Origin of the sequence: Aggregatibacter sp. Marseille-P9115 (assembly GCF_920939465.1) — a bacterium.
GTDB classification, from domain to species: Bacteria; Pseudomonadota; Gammaproteobacteria; order Enterobacterales; family Pasteurellaceae; genus Aggregatibacter; species Aggregatibacter segnis_B.
In genome coordinates this window covers 387,315-404,854 of record NZ_OV100759.1, presented here as the reverse complement: position 1 = coordinate 404,854, position 17,540 = coordinate 387,315, and the positions used below count along the sequence as shown (strand labels likewise).

The 17,540-nt window shown below is 41.6% G+C and carries 17 protein-coding genes; 11 read left to right on the top strand and 6 right to left on the bottom strand.

The annotated features are described in order from the left end of the window. Positions 1-6: 6 nt before the first annotated feature. The 6 genes from rpsA (at position 7) to yciH (ending at position 4,632) form a co-directional block, all read left to right on the top strand. A complete protein-coding gene (gene rpsA / locus LQ983_RS01865; protein WP_230621438.1) occupies positions 7-1,653 on the top strand; it encodes a 30S ribosomal protein S1 in 1,647 nt (548 codons plus the stop codon). A gap of 60 nt (positions 1,654-1,713) precedes the next feature. After that, complete coding sequence (locus LQ983_RS01860; protein WP_109103673.1) at positions 1,714-1,998, top strand: integration host factor subunit beta; 285 nt, start codon at positions 1,714-1,716, stop codon at positions 1,996-1,998. 97 nt (positions 1,999-2,095) lie between these two features. Further along, complete coding sequence (locus tag LQ983_RS01855; RefSeq protein ID WP_006717608.1) at positions 2,096-2,392, top strand: LapA family protein; 297 nt, start codon at positions 2,096-2,098, stop codon at positions 2,390-2,392. After that, positions 2,392-3,582, top strand: a complete 1,191-nt coding sequence (lapB, locus tag LQ983_RS01850; protein ID WP_230621437.1) for a lipopolysaccharide assembly protein LapB — start codon at positions 2,392-2,394, stop codon at positions 3,580-3,582. The genes LQ983_RS01855 and lapB overlap by 1 nt, the downstream gene beginning before the upstream one ends. Positions 3,583-3,615: 33 nt before the next feature. Continuing rightward, a complete protein-coding gene (gene pyrF, locus LQ983_RS01845) occupies positions 3,616-4,308 on the top strand; it encodes an orotidine-5'-phosphate decarboxylase (protein WP_048749596.1) in 693 nt (230 codons plus the stop codon). A 6-nt stretch (positions 4,309-4,314) separates the two neighbouring features. Further along, entirely contained in the window at positions 4,315-4,632 is a 318-nt protein-coding gene (gene yciH, locus LQ983_RS01840; protein WP_230621436.1) for a stress response translation initiation inhibitor YciH, read from the top strand. Positions 4,633-4,662: 30 nt separating this feature from the next. On the opposite strand, the gene LQ983_RS01835 is transcribed toward yciH, so the two are convergent. The 6 genes from LQ983_RS01835 to LQ983_RS01810 all read right to left on the bottom strand — a co-directional run bounded on the left by LQ983_RS01835 (position 4,663) and on the right by LQ983_RS01810 (position 10,090). Then, on the bottom strand, positions 4,663-5,013 hold the full coding sequence (locus tag LQ983_RS01835) for a SirB2 family protein (protein WP_109127762.1): 351 nt from the start codon (positions 5,011-5,013) through the stop codon (positions 4,663-4,665). Between the two features lie 60 nt (positions 5,014-5,073). Continuing rightward, the gene (gene gyrA / locus LQ983_RS01830; protein WP_230621435.1) at positions 5,074-7,731 is read right to left on the bottom strand and encodes a DNA topoisomerase (ATP-hydrolyzing) subunit A; all 2,658 of its coding nucleotides are present in this window, start codon (positions 7,729-7,731) and stop codon (positions 5,074-5,076) included. A 168-nt stretch (positions 7,732-7,899) separates the two neighbouring features. Continuing rightward, on the bottom strand, positions 7,900-8,340 hold the full coding sequence (fur, locus tag LQ983_RS01825; protein ID WP_006717619.1) for a ferric iron uptake transcriptional regulator: 441 nt from the start codon (positions 8,338-8,340) through the stop codon (positions 7,900-7,902). A gap of 19 nt (positions 8,341-8,359) precedes the next feature. Continuing rightward, complete coding sequence (gene fldA / locus LQ983_RS01820; protein WP_006717621.1) at positions 8,360-8,884, bottom strand: flavodoxin FldA; 525 nt, start codon at positions 8,882-8,884, stop codon at positions 8,360-8,362. Between the two features lie 8 nt (positions 8,885-8,892). After that, positions 8,893-9,171 (bottom strand): LexA regulated protein, encoded by a 279-nt coding sequence (ybfE, locus tag LQ983_RS01815; RefSeq protein WP_109432985.1) that lies wholly within the window; start codon positions 9,169-9,171, stop codon positions 8,893-8,895. A gap of 118 nt (positions 9,172-9,289) precedes the next feature. Next, a complete protein-coding gene (locus LQ983_RS01810) occupies positions 9,290-10,090 on the bottom strand; it encodes an alpha/beta fold hydrolase (protein WP_230621434.1) in 801 nt (266 codons plus the stop codon). An 86-nt stretch (positions 10,091-10,176) separates the two neighbouring features. On the opposite strand from LQ983_RS01810, the gene seqA reads away from it, so the two are divergent. Genes seqA through mepA form a run of 5 tightly spaced genes read left to right on the top strand, consistent with a single transcriptional unit; the run spans position 10,177 to position 17,539 of the window. Then, entirely contained in the window at positions 10,177-10,794 is a 618-nt protein-coding gene (seqA, locus tag LQ983_RS01805; RefSeq protein WP_230621433.1) for a replication initiation negative regulator SeqA, read from the top strand. 5 nt (positions 10,795-10,799) lie between these two features. Then, complete coding sequence (gene menE / locus LQ983_RS01800) at positions 10,800-12,221, top strand: o-succinylbenzoate--CoA ligase (RefSeq protein ID WP_109432919.1); 1,422 nt, start codon at positions 10,800-10,802, stop codon at positions 12,219-12,221. A gap of 2 nt (positions 12,222-12,223) precedes the next feature. Further along, positions 12,224-15,550, top strand: a complete 3,327-nt coding sequence (mscK, locus tag LQ983_RS01795; protein ID WP_109432920.1) for a mechanosensitive channel MscK — start codon at positions 12,224-12,226, stop codon at positions 15,548-15,550. Positions 15,551-15,572: 22 nt separating this feature from the next. Beyond that, the gene (gene aroC, locus LQ983_RS01790) at positions 15,573-16,646 is read left to right on the top strand and encodes a chorismate synthase (RefSeq protein WP_230621432.1); all 1,074 of its coding nucleotides are present in this window, start codon (positions 15,573-15,575) and stop codon (positions 16,644-16,646) included. Positions 16,647-16,666: 20 nt separating this feature from the next. Then, positions 16,667-17,539, top strand: coding sequence for a penicillin-insensitive murein endopeptidase (mepA, locus tag LQ983_RS01785; RefSeq protein WP_230621431.1), 873 nt, complete (start codon positions 16,667-16,669; stop codon positions 17,537-17,539). Position 17,540: the final 1 nt, after the last annotated feature.

Here is a 17,540-nt window from a genome sequence, read left to right as displayed (position 1 = left end):
TTAATTATGACAGAATCTTTTGCTCAACTTTTTGAAGAATCATTAAAAGACCTTGAAACCCGTCAAGGTGCAGTTGTTAAAGGTACCATCGTTGCTATCCAAAAAGGCTTCGTACTTGTAGATACCGGTTCTAAATCCGAGTCTGCAATTCCTTCCGAAGAATTTTTAAATGCACAAGGTGAATTGGAAGTTCAAGTTGGTGATGTTGTTGATGTTGTGCTTAAAGCTGTGGATGATGGTTTCGGTGAAACTGTTGCTTCCCGTGCTGATGCAAAACGCAACGAAGCTTGGATTGTATTGGAAAAAGCTTATGACGAACAAGCAACTGTACTTGGTTTAGTTAACGGTAAAGTGAAAGGTGGCTTCACAGTTGAGTTAAACGGTGTTCGCGCATTCTTACCGGGTTCATTAGTTGATACCCGTCCAGTTCGTGACGCAGATCACTTACTTGGTAAAGAATTAGAATTCAAAGTAATCAAACTTGATCAAAAACGTAACAACGTTGTTGTTTCCCGTCGTGCAGTAATCGAATCTGAAAGCAGCCAAGATCGTGAAGAAGTATTAGCGAACTTGTCTGAAGGTGCTGAAGTTAAAGGTACTGTTAAGAACTTAACTGACTACGGTGCATTCGTTGATTTAGGCGGTGTTGACGGTTTATTACATATTACCGATATGGCTTGGAAACGTGTTAAACACCCAAGCGAAATCGTTAATGTTGGTGATGAAATTACCGTTAAAGTATTGAAATTCGATAAAGATCGTACTCGTGTCTCTTTAGGCTTAAAACAATTAGGTCAAGATCCTTGGGCGGCAATCGCTGAAAATCACCCAGTAAACAGCAAATTAACTGGTAAAGTCACTAACTTAACTGACTACGGTTGTTTCGTTGAAATTTTAGACGGTGTTGAAGGTTTAGTTCACGTTTCTGAAATGGATTGGACTAACAAAAATATTCACCCATCTAAAGTGGTTAGCTTAGGTGATGTAGTTGAGGTGATGGTATTAGAAATTGATGAAGAACGTCGTCGTATTTCTTTAGGCTTAAAACAATGCAAAGCAAACCCATGGGCTCAATTCGCTGAAACTCATAACAAAGGCGACAAAGTTGTTGGTAAAATCAAATCTATCACTGACTTTGGTATCTTCATCGGTTTAGAAGGCGGTATTGACGGTTTAGTTCATTTATCTGACATTTCTTGGAATGTTCAAGGTGAAGAAGCTGTACGTAATTACAAAAAAGGTGATGAAGTTGCCGCAGTTGTATTACAAGTCGATGCAGTGAAAGAGCGTATTTCTTTAGGTATCAAACAACTTGAAGAAGATCCATTCAATAACTTCGTTGCTATCAATAAAAAAGGCACTGTATTAAATGCTAAAGTTGTTGAAGCCGATGCGAAAGGTGCTAAAGTTGAATTAGACGGTGGCGTGGAAGGTTACATCCGCGCAGCAGATTTAACGAATGAAGTTGCTGCAGGCGATGTGATTGAAGCAAAATACACCGGCGTAGATCGTAAAGCTCGTATTGTTCACTTATCTGTTCGTGCGAAAGATCAAGCTGAAGAAGCGGCTGCAGTTGCAAATGTGAATAAGCAAGAAGATGTTGCTATTCCAAATGCAATGGCTGAAGCTTTCAAAGCAGCAAAAGGTGAATAATTCGCTTTGTTAATAAAACCGGCATAGTAATATGCCGGTTTAAAGAGTTAGGAGAATAGTATGACTAAATCAGAGCTGATTGAACTTTTAGTACAGAAAAATCACAGTGTACCTGTTAAATCTGTTGAAGAAGCAGTAAAAGCGATTTTAGAACAAATGTCATATGTATTAGAAAGTGGTGAACGTATTGAAGTGCGTGGATTTGGTAGCTTTTCTTTGCATTGTCGTCAGCCTCGTTTAGGTCGTAATCCTAAAACTGGTGAACAAGTAAAATTAGATGCAAAATGTGTACCTTATTTTAAGGCTGGAAAAGAGCTAAGAGAACGCGTTGATGTTTACGCATAATTTATTTGACTAACTTTTTATAACGGCACTTTTAAGTGTCGTTTTTTATGCTCATTTTTGGCATAATGAAAGCAACTTTATTTTAAGGAGAAAGAAAATGATTAAATATATTTTCGGATTAATCATCGTGTTAGCTATTGTGTTAGTTGCAGTCACCGTCGGTGCAAATAATGATCAAGTTATTACGTTCAACTATATTGTCGCACAAAGCCAATTCCAACTTTCTACCTTAGTTGCTATTTTATTCGGCTTAGGACTTATCCTTGGTTGGTTCATTACCGGTTTTTTCTATATCAAACTAAAACTTAAAAATATTGCATTAAATCGTCAGATCAAACGTCAAACCTTACAAATTAATGAATTAACAAACAGCAGAGATAAGGTTTCTCAATAATGCTTGAATTGCTTTTCCTTCTTTTACCAATTGCTGCCGCTTATGGGTGGTATATGGGGCATCGTAGTGCTAAAAAAGATCAGGAGGACATAAGTAATAAACTTTCCCGTGATTATGTAACTGGGGTTAATTTCTTACTAGCTAATCAAACAGATAAAGCAGTTGATTTATTTTTGGATATGCTCCAAAAACAAGAAAGTGAAAATGAAATTAATAGTTCGTCACAATTTGAGGCCGAATTAACATTAGGAAATCTTTTTCGTTCGAGAGGTGAGGTGGATCGTGCATTACGAATTCATCAAGCATTAGATAACAGCCCTCATTATACCTTTGAACAAAAATTGCTGGCTAAACAACAGCTTGCAAAAGATTTTATGGCAGTGGGTTTTTTTGATCGTGCTGAACATCTTTATATTTTAATGGTTGATGAACCCGAATTTGCCGAGGCGGCATTACAACAACTGGCGATTATTTATCAAAAAACGAAAGAATGGAAAAAAGCCATTAACGTTGCTGAAAAGCTTGCAAAAATCTCTCCTAAAAAAAACCATATCGAATTGGCACACTATTATTGTGAATACGTGCGCAATTTACCTCAAGATAGCAAAGAAAACCCTCAACAGATTTTATTGCAAGCCTTAAAGGTTTCTCCTAGTTGTGCTAGGGCATCCATAATGCTTGCTGATTTAGCGATTAAACAAGAAAACTATAAAAGTGCGGTCGATATTTTAGAAAATATTTTGACGCAAAATTCTGATTATATAGGTGAAGTTTTAAACACCTTGAAATTCTGCTACCAAAAATTAAATCAGTTAGATAATTTTGAGTTATTTCTCATCAAAGCCAATCAAAAAAATCATAATAGTGCAGTATCCTTGATGTTAGCTGATCTTATTGAAGAAAAAGATGGGCTTGCTGCGGCACAACTTAAACTTTACCAACAACTCCAACAAAATCCGGCTACGCCTATTTTTCACCGTTTTATTCAATATCAAATTGATGATGCAGAAAATGGAAGAGGGAAGGATAGTTTGATTTTGTTACATAAAATGGTGGGAGAGCGCATTAAACAAACTTTTGATTATCGTTGTAGTAATTGCGGTTATCAAACCCATAAATTAATTTGGTGTTGTCCCTCTTGTCGTCAATGGGAAACGATTAAACCGGTTAGCGCGATTGAACATGATTAGCCGCTAACATTGCTTATCTGTAAGGAGAAATATATGACAAATAAAGTCATCATCGCATTAGATTATGAAAAAGAAGCAGATGCTTTAGCGTTAGTTGATCAGCTTGACCCACAAAATTGTCGTTTAAAAGTCGGGAAAGAAATGTTTACCACTCTTGGAACTAATTTTGTGAAGCAATTACATTCGCGTAACTTTGATGTTTTCCTTGATTTGAAATTTCATGATATTCCGAATACCGTGGCAAGAGCGGTACGTTCTGCGGCTGATTTAGGCGTTTGGATGGTGGATTTACATGCGAGTGGTGGTTTGCGCATGATGGAGGAAGCGAAAAAAATTCTTGAGCCTTATGGAAAAGATGCGCCGTTATTAATTGGGGTGACCGTGTTAACGAGTATGGAAGATTTGGATTTATTGCAAATTGGCATTAATGCCTCGCCAATGGAACAGGTGATTCGTCTAGCGCATTTGACTCAACGTGCAGGTTTAGATGGCGTGGTATGTTCTCCGCAGGAAGTGGAAATTTTACGTCGTAACTGTGGTGAAAACTTCTTGCTTGTAACACCGGGCATTCGTCCGATTGGCGCCGATTTTGGTGACCAACGTCGTGTGATGACACCAGCTGCTGCCATTCGTTCAGGTTCTGATTATTTGGTCATTGGACGTCCAATTACGCAAGCTGAAAATCCGGCAGAGGTATTGAAAGCGATTAACGCTTCTATCGCGTAATTTATTATGACAAATCAATTAGTTTATTCTACTGAAGTAGGACGGATTAAAGCCGATAAGCCGCAGGAAGAGATTCCACAAAGTGATGGTATCGTACGAATTCAACTGCAAAAAAGTGGCCGTAAAGGTAATGGTGTGAGCATTATTACCGGGCTTGGATTAGCTGAAACCGAATTGAAAACCTTAGCCGCGGAACTAAAAAAACGTTGTGGATGTGGTGGTTCAGTAAAAAATCATACTATCGAAATTCAGGGTGAAAAACGTGATTTACTGAAACAGCTGCTAGAGCAGAAAGGTTTCAAGGTGAAATTAGCCGGGGGATAAAAAAGTGGGTTTGATACCCACTTTTTATTTTTAGTGAAAATAGCCGATTAGGATCGTGGCTATCAGTAATACAAGTGCCAAGAAGAAAAAGTGCGGTTGATTTTGCAATTGTTTTTTACTGAAGAATTTTGCCGAGAAGATGACATAGCCGATCAATAATACCGTCTTCGCAATAATCCACACCGGTAAGCCGTAGTTAAATATAAATAGCATGATAATACCGCTTAAAACCAATAGGGTATCTATTAAGTGCGGTAGAATTTTCAACGATTTGACTGCTCGCCAGTCTTTCTTCGTTAACTGCATAGCGCCACGAATAATGAGTAATCCGAGGCTGACAAAGGCACAAATAATGTGCAAATAAACTAAATAAATATCCATTTATCCCCCAATATTTAAGGCAGCAATAAAACACTGCTGCCTTAAAATGATCTCATGTTGTTATTCTTCGGTATTTTCTACCGCACTTTCTTGTTCGGCTTCTTCATCATCGACATCGCAGATACGTTCCAAGCTCACAACATGCTCATTTTCGCTTGTGCGGATTAAGCGAACACCTTGCGTGTTACGTCCGACGATGCTGACCTCACTTACTCGGGTGCGAACCAAAGTGCCGGCATCGGTGATTAACATGATTTGGTCAGTATCAACGACTTGGGTTGCCGCAACGACTTTGCCATTACGCTCACTGACCTTAATGGAAATCACCCCTTTGGTATTACGGGATTTGGTCGGATATTCTTCTAACTTCGTCCGTTTGCCGTAGCCGTTCTGTGTTGCGGTGAGAATTTCGCCGTCATTTTTCGGAATGACTAAAGAAACGACTTTATCGATGTTGAGATCTAAGATTTCTTCTGTGTTGTCATCAGAAACATCTTCAATTTCAACCGCACTTTCATCGTCATTCAGATCATTGGTTAAGGCAAGTTTGATACCGCGTACCCCTGTTGCTAAACGCCCCATTGCACGGACAGCGGATTCGCTGAAACGTACTACGCGACCTTGGGAAGAGAACAACATGATTTCATTGTTGCCGTCGGTAATATCTACGCCAATCAATTCATCTTCATCGCGTAAGTTCAGCGCGATGATACCGCTAGAACGTGGACGGCTGAATTCGGTTAACGCAATTTTCTTCACAATACCGCCGGCGGTTGCCATGACGACGAATTTATCTTCCTCGTAAGCGGTCACCGGTAAAATGGCGGTAATACGTTCATTTTCATTGAGCGGTAAAATATTGACGATTGGTCGTCCGCGTGATCCTCGGCTGGCTTGTGGAAGTTGGTATACTTTCAACCAATATAAGCGTCCACGGCTGGAGAAACAGAGAATGGTGTCATGAGTATTGGCCACCAAGAGTTTCTCAATGAAATCTTCTTCTTTCATTTTCGTTGCCGATTTACCTTTGCCACCGCGGCGTTGTGCTTCGTAATCGCTAATGGGTTGATATTTCACATAGCCTTCGTGAGAAAGCGTCACCACCACATCTTCTTGGGCGATTAAATCTTCTAAATTAATGTCACCGGAAGCGGCGGTAATTTCTGTTCTGCGCGGATCGTTAAATTGTTCGCGGATTTGTTCCAATTCTTCACGAATCACTTCCATTAAGCGTTCTGGACTGCGTAGGATATAGAGCAATTCGCCGATGGCTTCCAATAATTTTTTGTATTCGTCTAGAATTTCGTCATGACCTAAGTTGGTCAATTTTTGTAAACGTAAATCTAAAATGGCTTGGGCTTGGACTTCGGTCAAATAATATAAACCGTCACGGATACCGTATTGTTCGTCTAAATCTTCCGGGCGAGCAGCATCGACACCGGTTGCTGCCAACATCTCTGCCACATGACCAAGTTGCCATGGACGGGCAAGCAATTCACGTTTGGCGCTTTCCGGATTTGGTGCTTGACGAATTAGCTCAATAATTGGGTCCACATTGGCTAACGCAATGGCAAGACCTTCCAAAATATGGGTGCGTTCACGTGCTTTGCGTAATTCAAAGATGGTACGGCGGGTCACCACTTCACGGCGATGTAACACGAATGCTTCAATGAGTTGTTTTAAATTCAAGAGTTTCGGCTGACCGTGGTCTAATGCCACGATATTAATCCCGAAAGTGACCTGCATTTGCGTGAGGGCATACAAGTTGTTTAATACCACTTCACCGACGGCATCGCGCTTGATTTCAATGACGATACGCATACCGTCTTTATCTGATTCATCACGTAAACCGCTAATGCCTTCAATTTTTTTCTCTTTGACGAATTCCGCAATTTTTTCGATTAATTTGGCTTTATTGACTTGATACGGAATTTCGTTAACGATGATGGTTTCACGGCCTTTTTCATCGGTTTCAATTTCCGCACGGGCACGGACATAAATTTTACCACGACCGGTCTTATAGGCTTCTTCAATGCCTTTACGACCGTTAATGAGTGCCGCAGTGGGGAAATCCGGACCGGGAATATGACTCATCAATTCATCAATGGTGATATCGTTATTTTCGATATAAGCCAAGCAACCATCTAATACTTCGCCTAGATTGTGTGGTGGGATATTAGTCGCCATCCCCACAGCAATCCCGGAGGAGCCGTTGACCAATAAGGCTGGGACTTTGGTTGGTAATACTTCAGGAATTTGTTCCGAACCATCATAGTTTGGCACAAAATTGACGGTTTCTTTATCGAGATCTGCTAATAATTCGTGGGCGATTTTGGTCATACGGGCTTCCGTATAACGCATCGCCGCCGGCGCATCACCATCTACAGAACCGAAGTTACCTTGACCGTCCACTAACATATAACGCAAGGAGAAAGGTTGCGCCATACGCACCAAGGTATCATATACCGCGCTATCACCGTGTGGGTGGTATTTACCGATAACGTCACCCACAATACGGGCAGATTTACGGTAAGGTTTATTGTAGGCATTGCCCCCTTCGTGCATAGCAAATAACACGCGGCGGTGTACCGGTTTTAAGCCGTCACGTACATCAGGCAAGGCACGTCCTACAATAACGGACATGGCGTAATCGAGGTATGAAGATTTCAGCTCTTCTTCAATACTGACCGGCGTAATATCTTGGACGAAATCAGACATTTAGAACTTCCTAATCATTAAATTTAATGGTGAAAAAATTGGCGTGATTATAGCACAACAAGGCATTTTCCCCTAAGGAAAATCTTGTTTTTAGACGAGAAAAGTGCGGTCGGTTTTTAATGTGTTTTTAATATGAATAAGGCGGTTCAAAGACCGCCTTATTTGTGATTATTTTTTGTTATTTTCTGAACATTGATGGATATCGCTGCATTTTCCGTAAAGGTACAGGCTGTGGCTGGAAAGCTCAATGCCATGTTGTTTACTGATTTCTTTTTGGCGACTTTCAATTAATTCGTCATTGAATTCAAACACTTTTCCACAATCGGTACAAATGATGTGGTCGTGATGTTGTGTCGGTGCTAATTCGAAAACAGATTTATTCCCTTCAAAGTTGTGACGAATTAAAATTTTTGCTTCATCGAATTGGTTTAAAACACGATATACCGTGGCCAAACCGATGTCTGCACCATTTTCTAATAGCATTTTGTAAACATCTTCCGCAGAAAAATGCTGTTCACTGTGTTTTTGCATTAAAGCAAGAATCGTCAAACGGGGTTCGGTGATTTTTAACCCTGCTTTTTTTAATAATTTGATGTTTTCTTCAGACATAACAGCTCCTTTTTTGCTATTAAGCTAACTCGGCTAAACACATTTCGTCATAAACTTGTTTAACCCATTTGTTGACACGTTCAGACGTTAATTCCGGTTGACGATCCTCATCAATACATAATCCGACAAAGGTATTATCGTCAACTAATGCTTGTGATGATTCGAATGTGTAACCTTCGGTTGGCCAGTGACCAACGATAATTGCACCGTGAGGTTCAACAATATTGCGTATTGTTCCCATCGCATCACAGAAATAATCGGCGTAATCTTCTTGATCGCCACAGCCGAAAATCGCAACAAGTTTATCGGTAAAATCAATTTGTTCTAATGTTGGGAAAAAATCATCCCAGTCGCATTGCGCTTCACCGTAATACCAAGTTGGGATACCAAATAGAAGAAAATCATACGCCTCGATATCTTCTTTGCTGCTTTTTGCAATGTCACGAATATCAACTAATTCGCTACCTAATTGTTTTTGAATCATTTTGGCAATGTTTTCAGTATTGCCTGTATCACTACCATAAAATAAGCCGACAACAGCCATCTTGTTACCTATTTCTTAACGTTAAAATAATCTTGTAAAATTGCTACGATTAGCTCGGAACGATTCACGTTTCGAGTTACTGCTAAATCTTCTAGTTGTTGAACCAAATCCGCATGCAATTTCAATTCGACACGCTTTAATCCACAGGATTTATCACGTTTTAATTGATTGCGTTTATTAATACGAATTTGTTGCTCCCGACTCAGTGGATTGGTTTTCGGACGCCCAACTCTACGAATTTCACTAAATAAATCTAAGGTAATGCAGTCAGAATCTTGTTTTGCCATTTTGTTAACCACTGGCGTGTTCATCACATCGAATAAAGAATTATTCAGAAAGTGATAATGATAAGCCACAACGAAATTTGTTGCGAACTATATCATAAATTCCGCACCAAATGAAATTCTATTTGGATTCATCTGAGCTATTAATTCTATCTAAAAAATGCGTGATCGCGCGGATAACAAATTGCGGTTTTTCTGCGTGAACCCAATGTCCGCTGCCGTTGATGGTGAAGGAGGTCGCCTGTGGACATTGGGATAAAATTCGATCGGTATATTCGGGTAATATATAAGATGAATTGCCGCCTTTGATAAACAAACAAGGTTGTTTAATATGGCGAGATCCCCAGCCCATTAAGTGGGGGTAATTGCGCTTAAGTGCGGTTAAATTAAAGCGAAAATAATTGTCACTTGAGGCATCAAAGGATTTCAACATAAATTGTTGTATGCTTTCATCGCGAATATGTTGCGCTAAAATGGGCTTAGCCTCTTGACGGGTATGGGGTTGTGCATTTTTTACAGCAAACAAACCGTTGAATACATCATCATGCCCATGTTCGCCATAAGCGACAGGTGCAATATCAATGATCACTAAGCGTTTTACTAATTCAGGATAATTTGCCGCACAAACCATGGCGGTTTTTCCCCCCATGGAGTGCCCGATTAAAATCACTTCACGAATGCCCAAAGAATGAATCACGTCAGCTACATCTTTTGCCATTAAATCATAATTCATGTCTTCGCTATGAAAACTCAAGCCGTGATTACGTAAATCCACCCGTAAAATAGAATAATCATCACTGAATGCGCGGGCGATGACGCCCAAGTTATTCATATCGCCGAATAAACCATGAATGAACACCAAAACAGGTTTGTTAATTGCTTGTTTTAATTCATTAAATTGAAAATTGAGTAATTTTTCCATCGGCTAAATTTGGGGCTAGAGAATTTGCTAATAGCTCGCTATAATGTGCGAAAAGCTTAAATAGATCAAGCAAGTGGAGAAAGAAAATGAAAATTATCGAAGTGGACGAAGAGCTTTATCAATACATTGCCGGCAACACGCAATCTATTGGCGAAAGTGCGTCGGATATTTTACGCCGTTTATTAAATCTTTCTCCGCGTAATGCCTATTTTAGTCTTCCGGAAAGTCAATCGACGACGGTCACCACAACTTCCAATGAGCCAATTCAGATAACTGATCAACAACCTGTTTTTGAAGAAGAAATCAATAAACCGGTACTTAAAAAGCAATCTGACGAAGTCATGCAAAAAACCATTAGTAGATTGGAGGCTTTGCTCAATTCAGAAGAATTTAAACAAGAAAATAAAGCGGTCATTCGTTTCTTAAATATTTTAACGATTTTATACCGTACCAATCCGGAAGGTTTTGCCCTCGCAACGGAATCGTTACAAGGGCGCACCCGCGTTTACTTTGCCCGTGATGAAGGGACTTTGCTGATGGCGGGTAATCACACCAAACCGAAACAAATTCCTGATACGCCATATTGGGTGATCACGAACACCAACAGTGGTCGTAAAATGCTCATGTTGGAAGGTGCTATGCAGTCCATGCATTTGCCGGAATATTTAATTGATCAAGTGCGGTCATTTTTTACGGCAAATTAAATCTTATGGCACTTGGTCGTCAATTTGCACAATCTCCTTTATTTTCCAAGCGAATCGCCTTGCAAGTTTTGCAAGGCGACGCTTTTACATGGCAACAACTTCTCGAAAAAACACAGCAAATCTCCACTCATTTGCAACAACTCGGTGTGAAGCCCCAAAATGGCATCGCATTGTGTGGGAAAAACAGCTTAGAACTGGTGCTGTTTTATTTAGCCGCAATTCAAATCGGTGCCCGTGTTTTAATGCTCAACCCCATGTTTCCTCTGGAAAAACGTATTGCACTTTGCCAAGCCTATAATGTGGATTTTTTCTTTACCTCAGATCATGCAGAATGTGTTGCTGAATCCCAAAAGTGCGGTGAGATTTTCAGGTGTTTTTTTACTTTTTCGGATGCCATAAAGCAGGCAGAAAAAATAGACTCTTTCGGTGATTTTCCCGTTAATTTGACGCAACCGGCTACCATGACGCTCACATCAGGTTCTACGGGCTTGCCAAAAGCCGTTGTGCATAATGTGCAAGCACATTTGGCCAATGCACAAGGCGTATGTGATTTAATGCAATTTGGTGCGGCAGATTCATGGTTGCTTTCATTGCCGTTATATCACGTTTCCGGTCAGGGCATTGTGTGGCGTTGGTTGACAACAGGGGCAACCTTGGTGTTACCCGGTGAGGATTTTTATGCGGCAGTCAATCAGGTGAGTCATGTTTCTTTGGTGCCGACGCAAGTGCAACGTTGGTTACAGTATTTGCAGGAAAAAACCACAACGAGACAAACACGCGCCGTATTGCTTGGCGGGGCTCATATTCCTTTAGCACTGACGCAAGCTTTGCAGCGTCTTGGCGTGAAAAGTTATTCCGGTTATGGCATGACAGAAATGGCTTCTACGGTGTTTGCTAAACAAAGCGATGAAAAAAACGGGGTAGGGCAGCCCTTAGCCGGACGCGAATACTGTTTGCACAACGAGGAAATTTGGTTGCGCGGTGCAGGCTTGGCGTTAGGTTATTGGCAACAGGGCAGAATCGTTCCGCTCCTTAATAAACAAGGTTGGTTTGCTACAAAAGACAAAGGCGTGTGGCACGATGGCGAACTTGTGATTTCAGGGCGAATTGATAATATGTTTATTTCCGGTGGGGAAAACATTCAGCCGGAAGAAATTGAAAAACTGATTTTACAGTCTGATTTAGTCAAACAGGTTTTTGTGTTGCCTGTCACCGATCCGGAGTTTGGTCAACGACCGGTAGCCATTGTGGAATGGCGGGAGCCGACAAAAAGTGCGGTGGAAAATCTGAACGGATTTTTACAAGGGCGATTGGAACGTTTTAAACAACCTGTTGCCTATTATGAATTGCCGTTAAATTTAAGCGACGGTGTAATCAAAGTTTCTCGGAAAATGTTAGCAGGCTGGCTAGCGAAACAATTAGGATAAATATGAAAATAAACGCGTTTTTAACCGCACTTTGTGCTGCCTTATTTTTAAATATGGCGGTGTCACAAAGTGCCTTTGCCGATCAAAATACTCTGTCTTTGCCGACAGAAAAAAGTCTCAAGGCAGATCTTGCCGCAGCACAAAAAATGCCGGATGGCGATGAAAAACAAACGTTGGTCACAGATATTCAAACCTCTTTGGATTTATTGCAACAAATTCAAGCGCAGCAAAAGGCCAATGAGGCACTACAAGCTACATTGAATGGGGCGGAAGCTGAGATTCAGAAGAATAATGCCGAATTACAAACGTTGAAAAAACAATTAAATACCGCCACAGACGCGGATTATCAATCACGCAATCCGGCAGATTTGCAGGTATTAGTTGCAAAGTTAATGAACCAGCAACAGGATACTCAATCGGAATTAAGCGTCGCTAACGGACTGCTCGCCGGACAAAGTTCAGTGTCCGAAAGGGCGCAAGCCACTTTAACCAATAATCTGAAACGGACTCAAGAATTAAATCAGCAACTGGCAAATGCCTCCATTTCGAGTGCATTAAAACAACAATACCAACTTGAGCTTGAACTAATCGACTTAAAAAATATTTATAGCCAAATTTTACTAAAAAATAGCGATCAATTGACTGTGTTGTATCAAAGCCGTTATGACTTGTTAAACCAGAAAGCACAGGTTCAACAACAACAGTTGACGGCGATTCAAGAAGTCATTAACCAGCAGAATTTAGCGCAATCGCAAAGTCAGGTTGAACTGGTTCAGCAGCAACAGCAAAGTGCGGTCAAAAATAATTATATTCAGAAAGAATTAGAGCGTAATGCGCAACTGAGCCAATTTTTATTGGAACAAACGGAAAAAACCAACACCTTGACGCAAGATGAATTGCGCATGCGTAGTGTGTTGGATAGCTTAACGCAAACGCAGCGCACTATTGATGAACAAATTAGTGCTTTGCAAGGCACGTTGGTGTTGTCACGGATTATTCAACAGCAAAAACAAAAATTACCGACAAACTTGAATATCCAAGGATTATCAAAACAAATTGCCGATTTGCGTGTACAGATTTTTGATATGACCCAACGCCGCAATGAGCTTTATGATTTGGAGGCTTATTTGGCGAAGGTTCAAGCTGATCAGAATCAAACCTTTACTGAGGCGGAAAAAGCACAGCTCATCAATTTGTTGACAGAGCGTCGTAAAATTGCTTCAGATGTGATTAAGTCCTTAAATAATCAGCTGAATTTAGCGATTTCTTTAGAATTGACACAACAACAAATTACGCAAATCAGTGATCAAATTCAAGCCAAATTGGATCAACAAAGCTTTTGGGTAAAAAGTAATAATCCGATCAATTTAGCGTGGTTTAAGAATTTACCTATGTCGCTTGGTGAGCAACTTGAGGGGATCAGTAAAAAATTAGGTTTTCCGAATAATTTTGACAATTTACCGTATTTGCTGACATATGTGGCGATTTTGGTGGTTATTGGCGGCATTATCTTTAAATTTAAAACCTTTATTAAGCAAAAATTAGCCTCCATTAACAGTGAAATTAATCGTCTTCGAACCGATAGCCAGTGGCACACCCCCATGGCGTTATTGTTTACCGGCATTATTTCATTACCGTCAACCTTATGGTTCTTGGCCGTTTGTCAGTTGTTTGGTTTTTTCTTTGTTAGAAATCCGACGGAATTTTGGCAGTGGTCGTTGAGTATGGCGGCTTATTGGTGGTTCTTTACTTTTGTTCTTGCCGTGTTACGCCCGAATGGCGTGTTGGTACATCATTTCGGTTTCACGCAGGATGCGGCTGAAAAACTGCAAGCCATTACAAAACGCATTATTGTTACCGTGGTGTTGTTATTAAATACGTCTGTGTTCAGTGATGTGATGGAAAGTGGTTTAGCGAATGATGTGCTTGGAGAAGTGAATACCATCATCGCGTTAGTTTTCTGTATCGTCATCATTGCACCACGTTTTAGCAAAGCGTCAAAAGCCTTTGGTCAAACAAGCCACGATCATCGCGATAAACTGCTTTTAAAAATTGTCCGCATCTTGTTGCAATTAGTGCCGGTCGGGTTAATTGTATTGGTGGTTCTTGGTTATTACTATACGGCACTAAACTTAATTAATCATATGATTAACACCTACATCGCTTGGGTGGTTTGGTCGTTGGCGCGCCATACGATATACCGTGCGATTACAGTATCTTCTCAGCGTTTGGCTTATCGTCGATTACAAGAAAAACGTCAGCAAAAAGTGGCTGAGTTGAATGATGGTTCGCCTTCCGATGATGTGGTTGTGGTGAGCGAGCAAGAAGAAGGTATGGCTGTCAACCAAGTCCGTGGTCAGTTGTTACGCTTTGCCGATTTATTCATTTGGACGGCATTGTTTGCGATTTTCTATTATGTATGGTCGGATTTAGTCACCGTAGCCAGTTATTTGCGTGATATTACGTTATGGCAACAAACGACCACAACGGAAAGCGGTGTGGTGACCGAAAGTATTTCGCTGTTTAACTTACTTGTTGCGTTAGTGATTATCGGTATTACTTACATTTTAGTGCGCAACTTGCCGGGGATTTTAGAAGTGTTGATCTTCTCCCGCGTGAAGTTATCACAAGGTACGCCTTATACTATCAACACGTTATTGACGTACACGTTAGTTGCCATTGGTGGGGCTTGGGCTTTTGCCACCTTGGGCATGTCATGGTCAAAATTGCAGTGGTTATTCGCCGCACTTTCTGTAGGTCTCGGTTTTGGTATGCAGGAAATTTTTGCGAATTTCGTGTCGGGTATTATTCTCTTATTTGAACGTCCGATTCGAGTGGGCGATACCGTCACCATTAACGATGTGACCGGCACGGTAGCGAAAATTCGTATTCGTGCCATTACGATTATCGATCCTGATCGTAAAGAAGTGATTGTACCAAATAAATCTTTCGTGACCGGACAGGTCACTAACTGGGCATTGTCTAACACGATTACTCGCGTGGTGATCTCCATTGGCGTGGCATACGGTTCCGATTTAGAATTGGTCAGACGCTTATTGTTACAAGCGGCAGCAGAACAAGCCAATATTATGAAAGATCCGGAGCCGCGCGCGTTATTCCTTAGTTTTGGCGCCAGCACCTTGGATCATGAATTGCGGGTTTATGTTTCTCAAGTCTCCGAGCGCACCAATACCATCGATGCGTTAAACCGCCGTATTAACGAATTGTTTGCGGAAAATAACATTGAGATCGCTTTCAATCAGCTTGATGTCTTTATCAAAAATCAAGATACCGGCGCGATTATGCCCTTGGTGGAAGTGAAATCATAAATCGAATTGAAGAGAGAAAATTATGGCTGGAAATACGATTGGACAATTGTTTCGCGTGACCACCTTTGGTGAATCTCATGGCATAGCATTAGGTTGTATTGTTGATGGTGTGCCACCGAATATGGCGCTTTCGGAAGCAGATATTCAGCCGGATTTAGATCGCCGTAAGCCGGGGGCCTCTCGTTACACAACACCACGTCGTGAGGATGATGAAGTGCAAATTTTATCCGGCGTCTTTGAGGGCAAAACTACCGGTACCAGCATTGGCATGATCATCAAAAACAGCGATCAACGTTCGCAAGATTACAGCGAAATTAAAGATCGTTTTCGCCCGGGACATGCCGATTTCACTTATCAACAAAAATACGGTATCCGAGATTATCGCGGTGGCGGCCGTTCTTCGGCACGTGAAACCGCCATGCGTGTAGCGGCAGGCGCGATTGCAAAAAAATATTTACGTGAACAATTCGGCATTGAAGTGCGAGGCTTTTTAAGCCAAATCGGCAAGGTAAAAATCTCGCCCCAATCCCTTGCAAACATTGATTGGACGGAAGTGAATAGTAATTCGTTCTTCTGCCCGGATAAAAGAGCGGTGGAAAAATTCGATGAATTAATTCGTGAATTGAAAAAGCAGGGCGATTCCATCGGCGCTAAATTAACCGTTGTCGCCGAAAATGTGCCGGTAGGGTTAGGCGAACCGGTATTTGACCGTTTAGATGCAGATTTAGCGCACGCTCTCATGAGCATTAACGCGGTAAAAGGCGTAGAAATTGGCGATGGTTTTGCCGTCGTAGAACAACGTGGCACTGAACATCGTGACGAAATGACGCCGGAGGGCTTTCTTTCCAATCATGCGGGCGGCATTTTGGGCGGTATCAGCTCAGGACAACCGATTATTGCGACGATTGCGTTAAAACCTACCTCCAGCATCACCCTTCCGGGGCATTCCGTCAATCTTAATAACGAACCCGTGGAGGTGGTGACCAAAGGTCGTCATGACCCTTGTGTCGGTATTCGTGCCGTGCCGATTGCTGAAGCGATGATGGCGATTGTGTTGTTAGATCATTTGTTACGATTTCAGGCGCAGTGTCGATAATTTGCAACAGGGACACCATAATGAATAAGATTCTTTATCAATTGATCAAAAGTGCGGTCATTTTTAGCAGCGTTTTTTTTGCGACCTCCACTTTTGCTGCACCACAAGATTGGCAACAGATCAAACGCCCGATTCCGGCGGAAAACGGCAAGGCAGAAGCGATTGGTAGCTATTCTAACGGCTGTATTATTGGTGCGGAGCCCTTGCCTTATAAAGGTGAAGGCTATCAAGTCATTCGTATGAATAAAAACCGTTATTATGGTCATCCTGATATGATTCGTTATTTGAAACGTCTTGGGCAACGCGTCAAAGCGGCTGGCTTACCGACTATGCTGGTGGGCGATATTGCCATGCCGGGGGGCGGACGTTTTTTGACGGGGCACGCCAGTCATCAAATGGGCTTAGATGCCGACATTTGGCTGCGTATGGGCAGCATGTCTGACACGGATGCGTTGAATTCTGACGGCAAAGGTTTGTTGGTGGTGAACCGCAAAGCACAACGGGTAGATGAGAGCATCTGGACAGCCAATCACGCAAAATTGATTAAGTTAGCTGCAGAAGATCCGAAAGTGACGCGTATTTTTGTTAATCCGGCGATCAAGTTAAAACTCTGTGAAACGGCAGGTTCAGATCGTGCTTGGTTGCATAAAATCCGTCCGTGGTTTGGGCATGACTCGCATTTCCATGTGCGCCTCACTTGTCCGCCGGGAGCGCAACACTGCGAAAATCAGGCACCGGTGCCAGCTGGAGATGGCTGCGATAGCGAACTTTATTCTTGGTTTGAACCGGCAAAACCCGGGGCAACACCAAGTAAGCCCAAAGTCACACCGCCAGAACCTTTTTTGTGTCAACAGCTCTTGAACTCACCAAATCGGAGTGAATGGTTGGAGTAAG

What these genes read in the sequence shown, in the direction of transcription:
- rpsA (WP_230621438.1), top strand. Translation starts at nt 7, where the DNA reads ATGACAGAATCTTTTGCTCAACTTTTTGAAGAATCATTAAAAGACCTT.
- LQ983_RS01835 (WP_109127762.1), bottom strand. Translation starts at nt 5,013, where the DNA reads ATGGATATTTATTTAGTTTATTTGCACATTATTTGTGCCTTTGTCAGC.
- aroC (WP_230621432.1), top strand. Translation starts at nt 15,573, where the DNA reads ATGGCTGGAAATACGATTGGACAATTGTTTCGCGTGACCACCTTTGGT.
- LQ983_RS01855 (WP_006717608.1), top strand. Translation starts at nt 2,096, where the DNA reads ATGATTAAATATATTTTCGGATTAATCATCGTGTTAGCTATTGTGTTA.
- gyrA (WP_230621435.1), bottom strand. Translation starts at nt 7,731, where the DNA reads ATGTCTGATTTCGTCCAAGATATTACGCCGGTCAGTATTGAAGAAGAG.
- seqA (WP_230621433.1), top strand. Translation starts at nt 10,177, where the DNA reads ATGAAAATTATCGAAGTGGACGAAGAGCTTTATCAATACATTGCCGGC.
- LQ983_RS01860 (WP_109103673.1), top strand. Translation starts at nt 1,714, where the DNA reads ATGACTAAATCAGAGCTGATTGAACTTTTAGTACAGAAAAATCACAGT.
- fur (WP_006717619.1), bottom strand. Translation starts at nt 8,340, where the DNA reads ATGTCTGAAGAAAACATCAAATTATTAAAAAAAGCAGGGTTAAAAATC.
- menE (WP_109432919.1), top strand. Translation starts at nt 10,800, where the DNA reads ATGGCACTTGGTCGTCAATTTGCACAATCTCCTTTATTTTCCAAGCGA.
- fldA (WP_006717621.1), bottom strand. Translation starts at nt 8,884, where the DNA reads ATGGCTGTTGTCGGCTTATTTTATGGTAGTGATACAGGCAATACTGAA.
- yciH (WP_230621436.1), top strand. Translation starts at nt 4,315, where the DNA reads ATGACAAATCAATTAGTTTATTCTACTGAAGTAGGACGGATTAAAGCC.
- ybfE (WP_109432985.1), bottom strand. Translation starts at nt 9,171, where the DNA reads ATGGCAAAACAAGATTCTGACTGCATTACCTTAGATTTATTTAGTGAA.
- mscK (WP_109432920.1), top strand. Translation starts at nt 12,224, where the DNA reads ATGAAAATAAACGCGTTTTTAACCGCACTTTGTGCTGCCTTATTTTTA.
- LQ983_RS01810 (WP_230621434.1), bottom strand. Translation starts at nt 10,090, where the DNA reads ATGGAAAAATTACTCAATTTTCAATTTAATGAATTAAAACAAGCAATT.
- pyrF (WP_048749596.1), top strand. Translation starts at nt 3,616, where the DNA reads ATGACAAATAAAGTCATCATCGCATTAGATTATGAAAAAGAAGCAGAT.
- mepA (WP_230621431.1), top strand. Translation starts at nt 16,667, where the DNA reads ATGAATAAGATTCTTTATCAATTGATCAAAAGTGCGGTCATTTTTAGC.
- lapB (WP_230621437.1), top strand. Translation starts at nt 2,392, where the DNA reads ATGCTTGAATTGCTTTTCCTTCTTTTACCAATTGCTGCCGCTTATGGG.